Source organism: Aureimonas ureilytica (assembly GCF_001475935.1).
Classification (GTDB): Bacteria; Pseudomonadota; Alphaproteobacteria; order Rhizobiales; family Rhizobiaceae; genus Aureimonas; species Aureimonas ureilytica_A.
The window spans coordinates 56,642-71,290 of record NZ_LDQA01000010.1 but is presented as its reverse complement, the minus strand read 5'-3'; the positions used below and the strand labels follow the sequence as shown (position 1 = coordinate 71,290).

Below are 14,649 nucleotides of genomic sequence, written 5' to 3'. Positions count from 1 at the left end.
CGGACGGAAATAAGACATGACGAAACGGCCCCTAAATGACTGATGCGAAACGAAAAGCCCACTACGCTAGGGGTCCGCTCTTCGCCGTCGCGCCGATGATCGATTGGACGGACCGTCGGTGTCGCTTTTTTCATCGGCTGCTCGCGCCCGATGCGCTTCTTTATACCGAGATGATCGTGGCGGACGCGGTTCTGCATGGGGACCGAGAGCGCCTGCTCGGCTTCGACTCCGAAGAGCATCCGCTGGCGCTGCAACTTGGCGGCTCCGATCCGGCGAAGCTCGCCGAGGCCGCGCGCATCGCGGAAGGCTTCGGCTATGACGAGATCAATCTGAATGTCGGCTGCCCGTCCGACCGGGTTCAGTCCGGCGCGTTCGGTGCTTGCCTGATGCTTCAGCCGGCGCTCGTCGGCGAATGCCTGTCGGCCATGCGTCAGGCCGTTTCCATTCCCGTGACGGTGAAATGCCGGATCGGCGTCGACGATCAGGACCCCGAAGCCGCGCTCGACGCCCTGGCCGACGCGGCGGTCGAGGCGGGCGTGTCTGCGATTTGGGTCCACGCGCGCAAGGCCTGGCTCCAGGGTCTCAGCCCCAAGGAAAACCGCGACATTCCCCCGCTCGACTATAGCCGCGTTGTCAGATTGAAGGCGCGGCTGCCAGATATGTTCATCGGGCTGAATGGCGGGTTGACCAGCGTTCGCATGGCGGCCGAGCATCTGAAGGGCCTTGATGGCGTCATGATGGGGCGCGGGGCCTATGGCAATCCGTCCGACCTCGCCGAAGTGGGTCCGCTGATTTACGACCGCCCACCGGCCGAGGTCGATTATCCGGCGCTCCTCCAGCGCATGGCCGATTATGCCGGCGCGCATATGGCGCGAGGCGGGCGCCTGTCGCAGGTGACGCGTCATATGGTCGGCCTGTTTCAGGGCCAGCCCGGCGCGCGCCGCTGGCGACAGATCCTGTCGGAGCGCGCCGTTCGCCCGGATGCGACGCCCGATCTCCTTCTGGAAGCCTTTTCGTATGTAAGCCTCACCGGCACGCCGACGGAGACGGCAGCGTGAGGCTTTCTTCCCGCAATCCGAACGTGAGGAGGGCCGAGCCCTGACACACAATCCGCAATCCGAAACCACTGGCAAACCGCCGAAGCGCTCGCCGGTCTGGCTGGCCATCTGGGCCGTGGTCGCAATCGGCTTCGTCGGCAATCTGTCGATCGTCGCCTATCTCTTCCTCGGCAGTCTCGCGAAATAGTCTTTCAATCCCGCATGATCAGCCGATCGCCCCGGAACTCGAACGAGCCGAGTGTGCCGAGGAAGCTCATGCCGAGAAGGCTCGTGCCGATGCCGGAGCCTTCCGTGACGACGGCGCGCACATTGCGCCGTTCGATGCCGCCGATGCGCACAGTGTCCAGCGTCACGTCGGCGGCCTGCGCCACGCCGTTGGCGGTGCGGATGCGGCTCGAATAGCTGAGGCGATCCGGGTCGATGCCGATGCTGCGGGCCACGTCGCGGTCGATCGCAATGACGCTGGCGCCGGTATCCACGAGGAACGAGACCGGGCGACCGTTCACCGTGGCATCGACATGGAAATGCCGGTCGTCGGCCCGCACCGCCATGACCTCGCCCGCCGCGCCTGATGTGACGGCGTAGCCCGGCCAGAGTTCGGCCATGATACGGTCGCGCACCGCGCCGAACTCGTCCCGGTAGGCATAGGCCCCGATCAGTACCAGAAAGGCCAGCGCCCAAATGACGATAGCGCGCAGCGCCTCGCCAAGGCGATAGCGGAACAGGACGAAGACGCTGCTGGCCAGAAGCACGGCCCAGACGCCGAGATAAAGCGCGGAGGCCGTCTGCTCGCCATCGAAGGCGAGGGCCTGTCCACCGAGCGCGAAGAGAAGAAGGACGCTCAGGATGGCGAGGCGAGGAGAGCGGGCGCGCATCTCAAGCGGCTCCCGCCTGGGGTTCCATGCTGTCCAGCCGGCTCGGCAGGCCGCCCATGATCTCCAAGCGGCATTCTTCGCTGAGGCTGCCCCAAGAGATGATCTCCTCGATCGTGCGCCCGCAGCCGACGCACCACCCGCTGGCGGCGTCGAGCACGCAGATTTGGACGCAAGGGGAGGAGACGGAAGCGGACGCAGCGGACATGGGAGCCAAGATGGGAGCGGGGTTTCAGGCGTGCAAGTGACGGTTTCGTCAGACGAAGTCCTGCATGGCGGGCATCACTTCGAGAACGCGCGAGTGGGGGAAGATCGCGATGGCCTCGGTACCACGCCCGAGTTCCGAATGAAGCTCGAAACGGCCATTGTGGAGCGTCATCAAGGCCTGCACGATGGGAAGCCCGAGGCCGGTGCCCTGTTCGGCGGATTTGATGGCGCTCGATCCCTGGCCGAAGGAGGAGAGGACGGTCGGCAGTTCCTCGGCCGGAATGCCCGGCCCGTTGTCGCTCACCGAGACATATTGCCCGCCGCCCGCCGTCCAGCCGACGCGGCAGACGATCCGCCCGCCTTCGGGCGTGAACTTCACGGCGTTGGACAGGAGATTGAGCACGACCTGCCGCAGCGAGCGCGGATCGCCCCAGAGTTGGGGCAGGTTCGGCTCGAACTCCGAGACGATGGAAATGCGCTTCGTGTCCGCCTTGAGCTGGACATAGCCGATGCCCTCGCGCGCCTTGTTGGCCAGAAGCAGCGGCTCCTCGTTCAGCGTGTACCGGCCGGCCTCCACGCGCGAGAGGTCGAGAATTTCGTTGATGAGGTCGAGGAGATGCTGCCCCGATTGATGGATGTCGTTGACATAGTCCCGATAGGTCTCGTTGCCGACCGGGCCGAGGATTTCGTTGCTGATCACCTCGGAGAAGCCGAGAATCGCGTTGAGCGGCGTGCGCAGTTCATGGCTCATCGTGGCTAGAAACTGCGACTTGGCGAGATTGGCTTCCTCAGCGCGCTGGCGTGCCTCGTCCGACTGGATGCGGGCGGTCTCGATTTCCGAGACGAGCTGGTCGCGCTCGGCCCGGTGCCTAAGCCGCTCCACCGAGCCCCGGCGCAGGCGATCCGCCACGAGCGTGAAAAAGGGGATGGCGCAGATCAGAAGGCCGTAGAGGGCCTGCTCGCTGGCGTCCTGGCTGGTGGTCGCGCGGAAGGCCAGCGCGCCGGCCAGCGGCAGGAAGGTGGCGATCACGACGCCGCCCAGCGCCGCGCCGATCATCGCAACGGTCGCGATCGCGCCCAGACTCGTGGCAAACAGAAGGGCATTGGTGTCGATCGGGCCGCAGCTGCGGCAGAGTGGCCAGAGCCACAGAAGCGCCCACGGCAGGCCGGACAGGAAGTGGCCTGCGAGAAACAGACGCTTCCAGGACTGCGCCTGGAAGATCGGCCGCGTTGAGGCTTCGAAGCGCAGGACGACACCCAGCAGAAAACCGCTGGCCACCAGGTGGGAAGCGATCCAGATCCAGGCGAAGCTCGCTTCACGAAGCCCGGCCGCAATGGCCAGAACGGCGACGAGGCCCGAGACGATCGGTACCCCGACCAGGAGCTGCCCGACATGCTGACGCAGAAGCGCCAGCTCGATGCGCGGCGGCAGCCCGGCCGGCGACAGAAGCCGGTCTCGCGCCGAGCGCACGGTCTCCGTCACATCGCCGCGACGCGTCGCCGGCCCGCGATGCGGCAGCGTCTCGTTCAGGGAAGGGGGAGGCGCAAGAGACATGAACCGAGAGACACAGCGAGGTTTCGAGCGACCGGAGCGCGGGAGTCTCATGCTCTTGCGAAAAGCTTAAAAAATTGGATTAAGAAGTCGTCTTTTCCCCCGGTTGCCGCTCGAAATACGGCACGAGCGGCGTCCTCGAAAGCCCGGACGAGACAGGTCGAACAGCAGGCAGGCCTTTGAAAAACATGGATAACGGCAGGACGAGGCCAAGCGTCGATGCGCTCCGGCGGGACATCCGCGCATGCCGGATCTGCCGGGACCAGCCCATCGGACCACCGCTGGAGCGCGAGCCCAACCCGGTCTTCGTTCTATCCGACACCGCGCGAATCTGCATCGCGGGGCAGGCGCCGGGCAATCTCGCCGACCGCTCCGGCCGGCCCTTCACCGACCCGTCCGGCGTCAGGCTGCGCGCGTGGATGGGAGTGGGCGAAGACGTGTTCTACGATGCCAGCCGGGTCGCCATCGTGCCGATGGGCTTCTGCTTTCCCGGCACGGACCCAAAGGGCGGAGACCAGCCGCCGAGGGCGGAGTGTCGGCAGTGGCATCCATCCGTCTTCGCCGCCATGCCGCAGCTGGACCTGATTCTGGCGGTGGGCCGCGCCGCGCAAACCTGGCACCTGCCACGCTCGGGTGTGAGCATCTCGGGTCAGAGCATGACGCAGACCGTTCATGCGTGGCTGGACCGGAAGGACGAGGTTGGGGATGGCCCGGTGATTCTGCCGCTGCCTCATCCGTCCTGGCGCAATAGCGGATGGATTTTGCGCAATCCCTGGTTCGAGGAAATGTTTTTGCCCGAACTGCGCCGCCGGATCGCTGCGCTGGTCTGACGAGGCCGTGCGTCCTGTTGTACAAAACGTCTTTGTGCGAGAGTGAGGCCGAACCATGGATCGTTTGGACAAGAAAATCCTGAGACTGCTTCAGGAGGATGCGACGCTGGCGGTGGCGGATGTCGCCAAGCGGGTCGGCCTGTCCACGACGCCCTGCTGGCGGCGCATTCAGAAGCTGGAGGAAGAGGGCGTCATTAAGCGCCGCGTCGCCATTCTCGACCCGGAAAAGGTCAACACGCGCGTCACCGTCTTCGTCTCGATCCGCACCCATTCGCATTCGGCCGAGTGGCTGAAGCGCTTCTCGGAAGTGGTGAACGAGTTTCCGGAAGTCGTTGATTTCTATCGCATGAGCGGCGACGTGGATTATCTCCTGCGCGTCGTCGTGCCCGATATCGCCGCCTATGACGGCTTCTACAAGCGCCTGATCTCGAAGATCGACATTCGCGACGTGTCGTCGGCCTTCGCCATGGAGCGGATCAAGACCACGACCGAGCTGCCGCTCGATTACATGATCCTCGAAAAGGAACAGCGGGAGAGTTGATCTCCCGCAGCAGGGCCCAAGCTCTCAGCGCGCCAAGCTCTCAGCGCGTCAGCCGGGCCAGAAGCGAGGACGTGTCCCAGCGCCGGCCGCCGAGCTTCTCCACCTCGCCATAGAACTGATCGACCAGCGCCGTGACGGGGAGGGATGCGCCGTTGCGGCGCGCTTCCGTGAGACAGATGCCGAGATCTTTGCGCATCCATTCCACCGCGAAGCCGAAATCGTAGCGCCCCTCGATCATGGTCTTGTGCCGGTTCTCCATCTGCCACGAGCCCGCCGCGCCCTTGGAGATGACGTCGATCACCTTCCCGATGTCGAGCCCGGCGTTCTGGCCAAAATGGATGGCCTCGGACAGGCCCTGCACCAAGCCTGCGATGCAGATCTGGTTCATCATCTTGGCAAGCTGCCCTGCGCCCGCCGGGCCCATGAGCCCGACCATGCGGGCATAGGAATCGATCACCGGGCGCGCGGCCTCGAACGTGTCGCTCTCGCCGCCGACCATCACGGTCAGAACGCCGTTCTCAGCGCCGGCTTGTCCGCCGGACACGGGCGCGTCGAGAAAGCGCTGGCCCCCCTCGCGCGCGGCTTGATCCAGCTCGCGCGCCAGTTCCGCCGAGGCGGTCGTGTGATCCACCAGCACCGCGCCGGGCTTCATGCCGGCGAATGCTCCGGTCTCGCCCAGCGTGACGGAGCGCACGTCGTCGTCATTGCCGACGCAGACGAAGACGAAATCGGCACCCTCGGCCGCCTCGCGCGGCATCTCGCGGAACGCGCCGCCATGCTCGCCGGCCCAGCGCTCGGCCTTCTCCCGCGTGCGGTTGAAGACCGTGACCTCATGCCCGCCCTTGGCCTTGAGGTGGCCTGCCATGGGATAGCCCATCACACCCAGTCCGATGAAAGCGGTCTTCGCCATGCTCTGTCCTTTTGGCTGTATGGGATGCGGCCGTGATCGGCCGTAAGATGCGCTACCGCATGAGATGCCGCGTCAGGCGCTTCTCGGCGAGCGCGGTGAGATTGCGCACGATCTCGACAATGACGAGATAGAACAGCGCCGCCCAGACATAGGTCTGGAAGTCGAAGCTGCGCGAGAAAGCGCGGCGCGTTTCCCCGAAGAGATCGAACACGGTGATGATGGCGACGATGGCCGAGGCCTTCACCATCAGGATCAACTCGTTCGCATAGGGTCGCAGCGCCACCATGAGCGCCTGCGGCACGATGATCTTGCGGAAGGTCACGTGGCGCGGCAGGGCGAGGGAGCGCGCGCCTTCCCATTGGCCCTTGGGAATGCTGAGCAGCGCACCGCGCAGGATTTCGGTCTGATAGGCCGCCGTGTTGAGCGCCAGCGCAAAGACCGCGCAGTACCAGGCCTCCCGGAAGAACCACCAGAGGCCGAACGCCTCGAAGGCCGGGCGGAAGCTGCCGAAGCCGTAATAGATCAGGAAGAGCTGCGCGATGAGAGGCGTGCCACGGAAGAAGCCGACATAGGCCGAGCTGATGCCGCGCGCCAATCGGTTCTGCGACAGACGGCCGGCGGCCAGCGGCACGGACAGCGCCATGCCGCAGAGATATGACAGCGACACGAGGATCAGCGTCGTGCGCAAGCCTTGGAGATAAAGCGGGCCGTAGCGCGCCACGAGATCCGGGTTCCAGACCGCGACGAGATACCAGACGAGGCCCACGCCGCCCACGATCCAGACAAGAAGCGTGGCAAGGCCGAGCCAGCTCGAACGCTTCGCAAAATCGGCGATCCGTGACGTCATCGCGCGGCCTCCCCACGCCGGGTCCAGCGCTCCAGCCGCCCGAGGGCGAGCGAGGAAACGAAGGTGAGGATGAGATAGAGAACGCAGGCAAGCGCGAAGAAGAAGAACGGCTCACGCGTCACCCGCGCTGCAACGCCTGTCTGACGCAGAATATCAGAGAGACCCACGACCGAAACGAGCGCCGTGTCCTTCAGAAGATTCAGCCAGACATTGGACAGGCCGGGCAGGCTGATGCGCAAAAGCTGGGGAAAGATCACCAGCCGGAAGATGCGCCGCTCGCGCAGCCCGAGCGCTCGCCCGCCTTCCCATTGGCCGTTCGGAATCGCCTGGAAGGCCGATAGGAACACTTCGCTCGAATAGGCGGCGAAGACGAAGCCGAGCGCGATCATGCCGGCCAGAAAGCTGGAGATTTCGATATTGCCCCAGCCGAGCGTCGTGCTCACCGAATTCAGGAGGTTCTGCCCGCCGTAATACACGAGGAAGAGCGTCAGAAGCTCGGGCAGGCCCCGAAACAGGGTGGTGTAGATATTGGCCGATAGCGCCAGCGCCGGGTCGCCGCCGCGTTTGGCCAGCGCCAGACCGAGGCCGAGCAGGAGGCCCAGCGGCAGGGTCGCCAAAGCCAGCGAGAAGGTGATGAACAGGCCGGAGAGGAGTTCGTCGCCCCAACCATCGGCACCATAGGAGAGGAGAGACAGATAATCGGTCGTCACGAGGGGCACCGGTCAGGGCGAGACGCGCCTTTGCGGACTGATGTCATCGTTCCCCTGGCCTTCAAAATGGAAAGCTGCTGGTAACACCTCTCGCAGCCCCGCGAAAGCGTATCCCACCCGAGGTTCAAGCTCGGCCTGGAAACTCTCTCGAACCGGCGACGGGTCGGGTATTGGCGTTTGTGGAAGGGGAAGGCCGGGCGATCCGGCCTTCCCGAGATCAGGCTGCGATCACTTCCCGTAGACGTCGAACTTGAAATACTTGTCCTGGATCTTCTTGTAGGTGCCGTCGGCGCGGATCGCGGTGATCGCATCGTCGAACATCTTCTTCAGCTTGGTGTCGCCCTGGCGCACCGCGATGCCGAGACCCTTGCCATAGACGCTCTCGTCCATCGGCAGCGTGCCGAGCAGCTTGCAGCAGGCACCTTCCGCACTTTCCAGCCAAGGACCGAGGACGACGATGTCATCGGTCACTGCGTCGAGGCGACCGTTCGCGATGTCCAGCTTGTATTCCTCGGCCGTCGGATACACGCGCACGTCGGCGTCGGGGAAGAATTTCTCGGCGGCCTGCGAATGGGTTGTGGACGCCTGAGCGCCGATCGTCTTGCCGGCGAGCGAGGCGGCGGAGGTGTCTGCGATCGTCGAGTCCTTCGGCACCGCGACGGCACCGGGCGTATTGAAATATTTGTTGGTGAAGAGAACCTGCTTCTCCCGCTCGGGCGTGATCGACATGCCGGACATGATCGCATCGAAGCGATTGTTCTGGAGAGCCGGAATGATGCCGTCCCAATCCTGCGTGACGAAGGTGCACTTGACCTTCATCTGGTCGCAGAGGGCATTGGCGATGTCGATGTCGAACCCGTTCAGCTTGCCGGAAGCGTCGAGCATGTTGAACGGCGGATAAGCGCCTTCCGATCCGATACGGACCTCGGTCCAGGTCTTGTTGGCGTCGCTCTCCTGCGCCGCCGCCAGAGACGTGGTGAGGGCCAGGGCGGACAGGGCGAGCAGAGCCGTTTTGATGGATCGCATGGTCAACCTTCTTGCAAGTCTGCGGCAGCCCGACAAAAGAGCATGCCTATTATGCAAGCAATAAGGCTTAGCTTCCGGCCTTGGCAAGTCTTCGGTACCATCACCCTCATCTTTCGATCGCGCTCAGATGGCGACGTGCGGTCCCCAAGTCTTCTGATGTGTTGACGTTGAAGAAGGGATCGCCGTCCGGGGCTGAGAGTGTCGGCCCAAACTCGATCACCTCGTGCGGATGGCGCGCAATCCAGTGGCGAATCGAAACATTGGACGTATCGCTGTCGAGCCAGGCTGGCAGGTCTTCCAAGGCCGTATCCGGCCAGAGCGCGACGGTCGGTTGCCAATGCGGGCCGAGCGCGGCGACGCGCACGGTGCCCGGCGGCGCATGGATGAGGAGACGCGGGGCTAGATCGCGGGGAAGAAAAGGCGTGTCGCCCGGCACGGTGAGAAGCGCGAAGGGCGCGTCGTCCTTGCGTCGGATCGCTCCATAAAGCGCCGCGAGGCCGGCAAGCGGGCCGAGGCGCTCGGGCCGTCCGTCTTCCACCGTCTCGAAGCCGAACGGCGCGAACAATTCGTGCCGATCCGTCGAGACGAGAATCCTCTCGACGTGACCGCGCAGTGGCATCAGCGCGCGCTCGGCCATGGTGCAGCCCGCCAGATCGAGAAGCGGTTTGGCGACGCCGCCGAGGCGCGAGGCCGCGCCGCCCGCCAGAAGCGCGCCATAGACCTTCATGGACCCGTGCTTCCCGTGCGCGCCGCGCGCCGTGCCACCCCTTCGCGGTGGATCGTATAGGCACCGCTACCCACGACGATGAGCGAGCCCAGGATCTCGAAACCGTCCGGCCGCTCCTCGAAGACCAGGGCTCCAAGAGCCATGGCGAAGATCAGGATCGAATAGCGGAAGGGTGCGACGAAGCTCATGTCTCCGACGCGCATCGACGCGACGATCATGATGTAACCGGCCCCAATGGCAAACGCCCCACACAGAAGAATCAGCCAGCTCGCTCCGGAGACGGGCGACCAGCCGACCGCCGGCAGCATCAGAAAGCCGGTGATGGCGACGGCAATCGATGTGACCGTCGCCACCTGCAGAGAGGAAATGGAGGTCGGCATCCGGCGCGTCACGAGATCGCGCATCGCGGCGAAGACGACGGAGATCAGAACCCAGACGGCGTAGGTGTTGAACCCGTCCGTCGCCGGCCGCAAGATCACCAGCACGCCCACGAAACCGACCGCGATGGCGACCCAGCGCCGCCAGCCGACACTTTCTCCCAGAAACAGCGCCGCCCCGATCGTGATCGTGAAGGGCAGGGCCTGGAAGATCGCCGAGGCATTGCCCAGCGAGAGATGCTTGAGCGCCGAGATGTAGGAGATGGTCGTCAGGATGTCGGCCAGGGTGCGCAACAGAACGGCGCGATGACGAAGGCGCGACAGTGGACGGAGAACGCCTTGTTGCAGGCCGAGCGCGATCAGGAGGCAGGATACGATGACCCCGCGAAGGGCCATGATCTGAGGTGCCTCCATCGAGGCGGAGAGCGTTTTCACCATCATGTCGTTGAGGGCGAAACAGGCCATGGCGCCTGTCATCAGGAGGCTCGCGCGCGCATTCTCGCTGGCGAGAGAGGACCCTGACGCGTTCATAGGCATTCGCCTTCACCATATCGATGCCTGCTTCTAAAGGCTTAAGGTGAGCGCGGACAAGCGCCATCGGCTTTCGCAATGCGTGGCCGGGTCGGCGCTTTGGCGAGGGCGTTGACGCTACGACAGGGTTATCCACAATTTGAAATGTCTCGCGAAGAATCCGGCAAGACAATCGCTCTAGATTGGAAGCGAGCAGTTGCTTCAGCCTATGTGAGGGCTGGCCCCGATCTCGGGACTGCGGAACGTGGGACGACGCCAGATCATGATGGATCGATTGGCATTTTCAGATGATGCGGTGCGAAGCCAGCAATTGACGCAATGGCGCACCACCTGGAGCAAAGCCGACGCAACCGCGACGCTCGCCAATCCGGCCGAGGTGCAGGTCCCTGGACCGGCCTCTGCGATCGCGGGCGGGCTTGCCGCCGCCGCGACACTTTCACCCGCCTTCGTGGCTTTGCCGATCTCCGTCAGCGGCGGGGCCTATGCGATTTCAGCGACATCGGCATCCAACGCCTACAAGGAAGACGGCAGCCGATAGCGCGCTCTCGTTTCTTATAGCGGCGATACGCCGAAAGCATCAGGGGATCGACCACGAGCGCGTCAATCCCCTGAAGCATAAGTGTCAGAGCTTCGTCTCGGCTCAGTATCCTCGATAATATCCGTTGTTGGCCCGGCGACCGGACTCGCGGCCGATCAGCGCGCCCGCCGTGCCGCCGGCCAACCCGCCGATCACCGCGCCGCCCGAACCGCCGATCGCATCGCCAACCACCGCGCCGCCCGCGCCGCCGATCAAGGCACCGCCCACGGTGCGCTCCGTGGTGGTGCAGCCGGCCGTCACCATCACCACGGCACCAAGGGCCAAGCTGGTCTTCACAAAGGTTTTCATCGGAGCCTTCCAAACGCTGGTGCTGAACTGACCGGGGTAACGCGAACCGTTAACAGGTCGTTCCAAGTTCAGCCGCCCGAGCGTTGCGGCAAATACCGTGGCTCCCTAGAAATCCACCAGTATAGCGCGTTCCCGCGTCGGGCTTTCGCAATTCGGCGAAGCGCTTTGCGGAGATCAGCCGCCCGTCACGCTCATATGGCGGGACACGGACGGGCGTTTGGTCGCGCGATCGATGACGAAATCGTGACCCTTGGGCTTGCGGGAAATGGCTTCGTCGATCGCCCGATGCAGCGCTTCGTCGCCCTCCGAACCGCGCATCGCGCCGCGCAGATCGGCGGCGTCCTCCTGCCCGAGGCACATGTAGAGCGTGCCCGTGCAGGTCACCCGAACCCGGTTGCAGCTTTCGCAGAAATTGTGGGTCATCGGCGTGATGAAGCCCAGGCGCCCGCCGGTCTCCGCCACGTCCACATAGCGTGCGGGGCCGCCCGTCTTGTAGGGAATGTCGCGCAGCGTGAAGCGCTCTTCAAGGCTGCGGCGAACCTGGTTCAGCGGCAGGTAGCGATCGGTGCGATCCTCGTCGATTTCGCCGAGCGGCATGGTCTCGATGACCGTCATGTCCATGCCGCGCTCGTGGGCCCAGCGCATCATGAAGGGCAGTTCGCCTTCGTTGAAATTCTTGAGCGCGACAGCGTTGAGCTTGAGCTGGATGCCCGCCGCCAAAGCCGCGTCGATGCCGGCCAGAACCCCGGCGAGATCGCCGCGCCGCGTGATGTGGCGGAACTTGTCCGGGTCGAGCGTATCCAGCGACACGTTGAGGCGTTTCACGCCGCAGGCTGCGAGATCCCTGGCAAAACGCTGGAGCTGCGAGCCGTTGGTGGTCAGCGTCAGCTCGTCCAAATGCCCGCTCTCCAGATGACGAGACAGGGAGCGGATGAGGTAGAGAATGTTCTTGCGCATCAGCGGCTCGCCGCCCGTCAGCCGGAGCCGGCGCACGCCCCGCTCGATGAAGGCCGACGACAGGCGGTCCAACTCCTCCAGCGTCAGGAGATCGCGCTTGGGCAGGAACTCCATATCCTCCGCCATGCAATAGGTGCAGCGGAAGTCGCAGCGATCGGTCACGGAAACACGGAGATAGGTGATCGCCCGCTGGAACGGGTCGATCAGCGCGGGCTTCTCCGGGCGCGGGGCGAGAGGCGTGATCAGGGTCATGCTCGGCGGCGTCGAACCGCCATCCTTTCCTTGCGTCGTGTGACGAATGTGGAAAGGCTTGCCAACGCGGTCAAGCGGGAGCATCACACTCGCTAAGGAGAATGACCATGTGCGCCGCGCCTGTCCCCGAAGAAATTCGCGTTTTGCCTGATCGCAAGACCCTGGTTTTGCGCTTCGGAAGTGCGCCGCCGGCCGAAATCACGGCCGAGATGCTGCGCGTTCTCTCGCCTTCGGCCGAGGTGCAGGGCCATTCGCCGGACCAGCGCGTCACCGTCGGCGGCAAGCGCGAGGTGCGGATCGCCAATATCTTCCCGGTCGGCCATTACGCCATCCGGATCGCCTTCGACGATCGGCATGATACCGGGATCTACACCTGGACCTATCTGCTCCAGCTCGCGCGCGACGGCGGGCGTCTTTGGAACGCCTATCTGGACGAACTCGCGGCTAAAGGCCTTAGCCGCGATTCCTGACGAATCGGGTCAGCGCTCGACACCTGCCGGACTGAAAGCCGGCAGTTGATCGAAGGCTGATTTCAGCGCATCCCCCCAGCCTTCCGAAATCTGCCGGTAATAGGGGTCGCGATCGTCGAAGCGCTGGCGATAGCCGGTTTCGAGCTTGTCTGTCTCGTAGACTTGAAGATCGATCGGCAGGCCCACCGAAAGGTTCGACTTGATGGTCGAATCGAAGGACACGAGCAGAAGTTTCACCGCATCTTCCAGCGACATGGTGGGCTCGTAGGTCCGCACCAGAATCGGGCGACCATATTTGTGCTCGCCGATCTGGAAGAACGGGTTGTCGGGGCCTGCCTCGATGAAATTCCCTTCGGGATAGATCATGAAGAGGCGAGGGCGGCCGCCCTTGATCTGCCCGCCCAGAATGAAGGAGCCGAGGAAGCGGCTCGATCCGTCGCTGCCTTCGTTCGTATAGGAGATCACCTCGCGCAGTGTCTCGCCAACGAGCTTGGCCGTCTGGAACATGGTCGGCTGCGTCAGGAGTTTGGGCTTGCGATCATGCGAGGCCAGGCCGCGCTCTTCCAGAAGCGAGATGGTGGACTGCGTCGTCGCCAGATTGCCCGCCGACATGAGGCAGAGAAAGCGATCACCCGGCATGTTCCAGGTGCGCAGCTTCGTGACGACGGAAATATTGTCGATCCCGGCATTGGTGCGGGTGTCCGACATGAAGACCATGCCACGATTGAGAAGGAGACCGACGCAATAGGTCACTTCGAACGCTCCCTGACGCTTTCTGCTCCCACGGGAGCCGTTCGGCGGCAGCTTATGCCGAAGCAGGTTAACGCCCGCAACCACACGCGGCGCGGCATCGCAACAGAAGCGTCCCGCTATCGAGGGCACATGTGCCGTGACGATCAGGAATAGAAGCTGAAGTCGCGCGCGATCTCGTTGGACAGGCGGTTGTTGTCCACGATCAGCGTTTCCAGGAACTCATGCAGCCCGGTCTCCAGGATTTCGGTGACGCTGTGCTGCTCCAGCCGGGTGGAGATGGCGCGAGCCGTCGCATGGCATTCGCGCTCCTGCCCGTAGGCACGGGCGAGATAGTCGAGGCTGTCGTTGATGCAGCGATAGGAATAGGCGAGCGAACGCGGCATCCGCCGATTGAGAAGCAGGAAGTCGATGATGTCGACCGCCCGAAGATCTGCGTCATATTCCCAGGCATAGGAGCGCAGCGCCGAGACCGAGCGCAAGATCGAGCCCCACTGATAATTGTCGAGCGACGAGCCGACCGACGAATGGGTCGGCATGAGCACCCAATATTTCACGTCGAGAATGCGGGCGGTGTTGTCGGCGCGCTCCACGAAGGTGCCGAGATTGCAGAAGTCGAAGATCGGATTGCGCAGCATCGTCCCGTGGAACGAGCCGCGAATCAGTGCCGTGCGGGCCTTCACGAGGTCGAGAACGGCCGGAAGATCGTCCACGGGCTGAGAGAGATGCTGGCGCAGGATCAGCCAGCTTTCGTTGATCGCTTCCCACGTCTCGCGCGTCAGCGCCGTGCGCACCATGCGCCCGTTGGTGCGCGCGATGCCCATGGAGGAGATGACGCTCGACGGATTGTCGAAGTCGCGCAGCATGTAATCGACGATCTGGTTCGGCTCGAAGCTCCGGTATTTCGCCAGATACCCTGTCTCGACGCCTGCCGACACGAGCACGGACTGCCATTCGTCGGGTTCGGCCGAAAGGTTGGTCAGCGACAGGCGCAGGCCGGCATCGAGCAGACGGGCCATGTTCTCGGCACGCTCGATATAGCGCTGCATCCAGAAGAGTCCGTTGGCGGTGCGTCCGAGAAGAGCCATGTGTCGCGATTCTGATCCTGTTGGGGCGGCGCGAGCCGAAGACGGTTACGTGCGTACG

General features: G+C 64.0%; 18 protein-coding genes. 5 read left to right on the top strand and 13 right to left on the bottom strand.

Going from position 1 to position 14,649, the window contains the following annotated elements; translation table 11 throughout:
- Positions 1-35: 35 nt before the first annotated feature.
- The gene (gene dusA, locus NS365_RS04055) at positions 36-1,058 is read left to right on the top strand and encodes a tRNA dihydrouridine(20/20a) synthase DusA (RefSeq protein ID WP_058598998.1); all 1,023 of its coding nucleotides are present in this window, start codon (positions 36-38) and stop codon (positions 1,056-1,058) included.
- A 191-nt stretch (positions 1,059-1,249) separates the two neighbouring features.
- Here dusA and NS365_RS04050 read toward each other — a convergent pair whose 3' ends face one another.
- From NS365_RS04050 to NS365_RS04040, 3 genes are read right to left on the bottom strand one after another with little or no spacing between them, the layout of a single operon-like run.
- Complete coding sequence (locus NS365_RS04050) at positions 1,250-1,933, bottom strand: retropepsin-like aspartic protease family protein (protein WP_058598997.1); 684 nt, start codon at positions 1,931-1,933, stop codon at positions 1,250-1,252.
- 1 nt (position 1,934) lies between these two features.
- Entirely contained in the window at positions 1,935-2,138 is a 204-nt protein-coding gene (locus tag NS365_RS23450; protein ID WP_082684404.1) for a DUF1289 domain-containing protein, read from the bottom strand.
- 48 nt (positions 2,139-2,186) lie between these two features.
- A complete protein-coding gene (locus tag NS365_RS04040) occupies positions 2,187-3,692 on the bottom strand; it encodes a sensor histidine kinase (RefSeq protein WP_058598995.1) in 1,506 nt (501 codons plus the stop codon).
- A 185-nt stretch (positions 3,693-3,877) separates the two neighbouring features.
- On the opposite strand from NS365_RS04040, the gene NS365_RS04035 reads away from it, so the two are divergent.
- Together NS365_RS04035 and NS365_RS04030 are read left to right on the top strand one after the other, a co-directional pair.
- Positions 3,878-4,519 carry a uracil-DNA glycosylase family protein gene (locus tag NS365_RS04035; RefSeq protein ID WP_058598994.1) on the top strand — a complete coding sequence of 214 codons (642 nt, stop codon included), beginning with the start codon at positions 3,878-3,880 and terminating at the stop codon, positions 4,517-4,519.
- A gap of 55 nt (positions 4,520-4,574) precedes the next feature.
- Positions 4,575-5,060 (top strand): Lrp/AsnC family transcriptional regulator, encoded by a 486-nt coding sequence (locus NS365_RS04030; protein WP_058598993.1) that lies wholly within the window; start codon positions 4,575-4,577, stop codon positions 5,058-5,060.
- 40 nt (positions 5,061-5,100) lie between these two features.
- Here NS365_RS04030 and NS365_RS04025 read toward each other — a convergent pair whose 3' ends face one another.
- From NS365_RS04025 to NS365_RS04000, 6 genes are all read right to left on the bottom strand, one after another.
- Positions 5,101-5,970 (bottom strand): NAD(P)-dependent oxidoreductase, encoded by an 870-nt coding sequence (locus tag NS365_RS04025; RefSeq protein WP_058598992.1) that lies wholly within the window; start codon positions 5,968-5,970, stop codon positions 5,101-5,103.
- 52 nt (positions 5,971-6,022) lie between these two features.
- Positions 6,023-6,817: an ABC transporter permease gene (locus NS365_RS04020; protein WP_058598991.1), complete on the bottom strand. Its 795-nt coding sequence runs from the start codon at positions 6,815-6,817 to the stop codon at positions 6,023-6,025.
- Positions 6,814-7,536 (bottom strand): ABC transporter permease, encoded by a 723-nt coding sequence (locus tag NS365_RS04015; protein ID WP_058598990.1) that lies wholly within the window; start codon positions 7,534-7,536, stop codon positions 6,814-6,816. The genes NS365_RS04020 and NS365_RS04015 overlap by 4 nt, the downstream gene beginning before the upstream one ends.
- 219 nt (positions 7,537-7,755) lie before the next feature.
- Entirely contained in the window at positions 7,756-8,553 is a 798-nt protein-coding gene (locus NS365_RS04010) for an ABC transporter substrate-binding protein (protein WP_058598989.1), read from the bottom strand.
- Positions 8,554-8,659: 106 nt separating this feature from the next.
- The gene (gene mobA / locus NS365_RS04005; protein ID WP_058598988.1) at positions 8,660-9,280 is read right to left on the bottom strand and encodes a molybdenum cofactor guanylyltransferase; all 621 of its coding nucleotides are present in this window, start codon (positions 9,278-9,280) and stop codon (positions 8,660-8,662) included.
- Positions 9,277-10,188 carry a DMT family transporter gene (locus NS365_RS04000; RefSeq protein WP_058598987.1) on the bottom strand — a complete coding sequence of 304 codons (912 nt, stop codon included), beginning with the start codon at positions 10,186-10,188 and terminating at the stop codon, positions 9,277-9,279. Before NS365_RS04000 ends, mobA begins: the two co-directional genes overlap by 4 nt.
- A 262-nt stretch (positions 10,189-10,450) precedes the next feature.
- Here NS365_RS04000 and NS365_RS03995 point away from each other — a divergent pair, with 262 nt between their 5' ends.
- Entirely contained in the window at positions 10,451-10,726 is a 276-nt protein-coding gene (locus tag NS365_RS03995; protein WP_153003640.1) for a hypothetical protein, read from the top strand.
- Positions 10,727-10,828: 102 nt separating this feature from the next.
- On the opposite strand, the gene NS365_RS03990 is transcribed toward NS365_RS03995, so the two are convergent.
- Both NS365_RS03990 and moaA read right to left on the bottom strand, forming a co-directional pair.
- A complete protein-coding gene (locus NS365_RS03990) occupies positions 10,829-11,074 on the bottom strand; it encodes a YMGG-like glycine zipper-containing protein (protein WP_058598985.1) in 246 nt (81 codons plus the stop codon).
- A gap of 174 nt (positions 11,075-11,248) precedes the next feature.
- The gene (gene moaA, locus NS365_RS03985) at positions 11,249-12,283 is read right to left on the bottom strand and encodes a GTP 3',8-cyclase MoaA (protein ID WP_058598984.1); all 1,035 of its coding nucleotides are present in this window, start codon (positions 12,281-12,283) and stop codon (positions 11,249-11,251) included.
- A 107-nt stretch (positions 12,284-12,390) separates the two neighbouring features.
- Here moaA and NS365_RS03980 point away from each other — a divergent pair, with 107 nt between their 5' ends.
- The gene (locus NS365_RS03980; protein ID WP_058598983.1) at positions 12,391-12,753 is read left to right on the top strand and encodes a gamma-butyrobetaine hydroxylase-like domain-containing protein; all 363 of its coding nucleotides are present in this window, start codon (positions 12,391-12,393) and stop codon (positions 12,751-12,753) included.
- Positions 12,754-12,762: 9 nt separating this feature from the next.
- Here the strand turns inward: NS365_RS03980 and NS365_RS03975 are convergent, their stop codons facing one another.
- Together NS365_RS03975 and NS365_RS03970 are read right to left on the bottom strand one after the other, a co-directional pair.
- Positions 12,763-13,506: a peptidase gene (locus NS365_RS03975; RefSeq protein WP_058598982.1), complete on the bottom strand. Its 744-nt coding sequence runs from the start codon at positions 13,504-13,506 to the stop codon at positions 12,763-12,765.
- Between the two features lie 143 nt (positions 13,507-13,649).
- Positions 13,650-14,591, bottom strand: coding sequence for an alpha-E domain-containing protein (locus NS365_RS03970; RefSeq protein WP_058598981.1), 942 nt, complete (start codon positions 14,589-14,591; stop codon positions 13,650-13,652).
- Positions 14,592-14,649: the final 58 nt, after the last annotated feature.

Coding starts and splice junctions, on each gene's coding strand:
- NS365_RS23450 (WP_082684404.1), bottom strand. CDS start 2,138: ATGTCCGCTGCGTCCGCTTCCGTCTCCTCCCCTTGCGTCCAAATCTGC.
- NS365_RS03995 (WP_153003640.1), top strand. CDS start 10,451: ATGATGGATCGATTGGCATTTTCAGATGATGCGGTGCGAAGCCAGCAA.
- NS365_RS04040 (WP_058598995.1), bottom strand. CDS start 3,692: ATGTCTCTTGCGCCTCCCCCTTCCCTGAACGAGACGCTGCCGCATCGC.
- NS365_RS04035 (WP_058598994.1), top strand. CDS start 3,878: ATGGATAACGGCAGGACGAGGCCAAGCGTCGATGCGCTCCGGCGGGAC.
- NS365_RS03990 (WP_058598985.1), bottom strand. CDS start 11,074: ATGAAAACCTTTGTGAAGACCAGCTTGGCCCTTGGTGCCGTGGTGATG.
- NS365_RS04050 (WP_058598997.1), bottom strand. CDS start 1,933: ATGCGCGCCCGCTCTCCTCGCCTCGCCATCCTGAGCGTCCTTCTTCTC.
- NS365_RS04010 (WP_058598989.1), bottom strand. CDS start 8,553: ATGCGATCCATCAAAACGGCTCTGCTCGCCCTGTCCGCCCTGGCCCTC.
- mobA (WP_058598988.1), bottom strand. CDS start 9,280: ATGAAGGTCTATGGCGCGCTTCTGGCGGGCGGCGCGGCCTCGCGCCTC.
- moaA (WP_058598984.1), bottom strand. CDS start 12,283: ATGACCCTGATCACGCCTCTCGCCCCGCGCCCGGAGAAGCCCGCGCTG.
- NS365_RS04025 (WP_058598992.1), bottom strand. CDS start 5,970: ATGGCGAAGACCGCTTTCATCGGACTGGGTGTGATGGGCTATCCCATG.
- NS365_RS03980 (WP_058598983.1), top strand. CDS start 12,391: ATGTGCGCCGCGCCTGTCCCCGAAGAAATTCGCGTTTTGCCTGATCGC.
- NS365_RS03970 (WP_058598981.1), bottom strand. CDS start 14,591: ATGGCTCTTCTCGGACGCACCGCCAACGGACTCTTCTGGATGCAGCGC.
- dusA (WP_058598998.1), top strand. CDS start 36: ATGACTGATGCGAAACGAAAAGCCCACTACGCTAGGGGTCCGCTCTTC.
- NS365_RS04000 (WP_058598987.1), bottom strand. CDS start 10,188: ATGAACGCGTCAGGGTCCTCTCTCGCCAGCGAGAATGCGCGCGCGAGC.
- NS365_RS04030 (WP_058598993.1), top strand. CDS start 4,575: ATGGATCGTTTGGACAAGAAAATCCTGAGACTGCTTCAGGAGGATGCG.
- NS365_RS04020 (WP_058598991.1), bottom strand. CDS start 6,817: ATGACGTCACGGATCGCCGATTTTGCGAAGCGTTCGAGCTGGCTCGGC.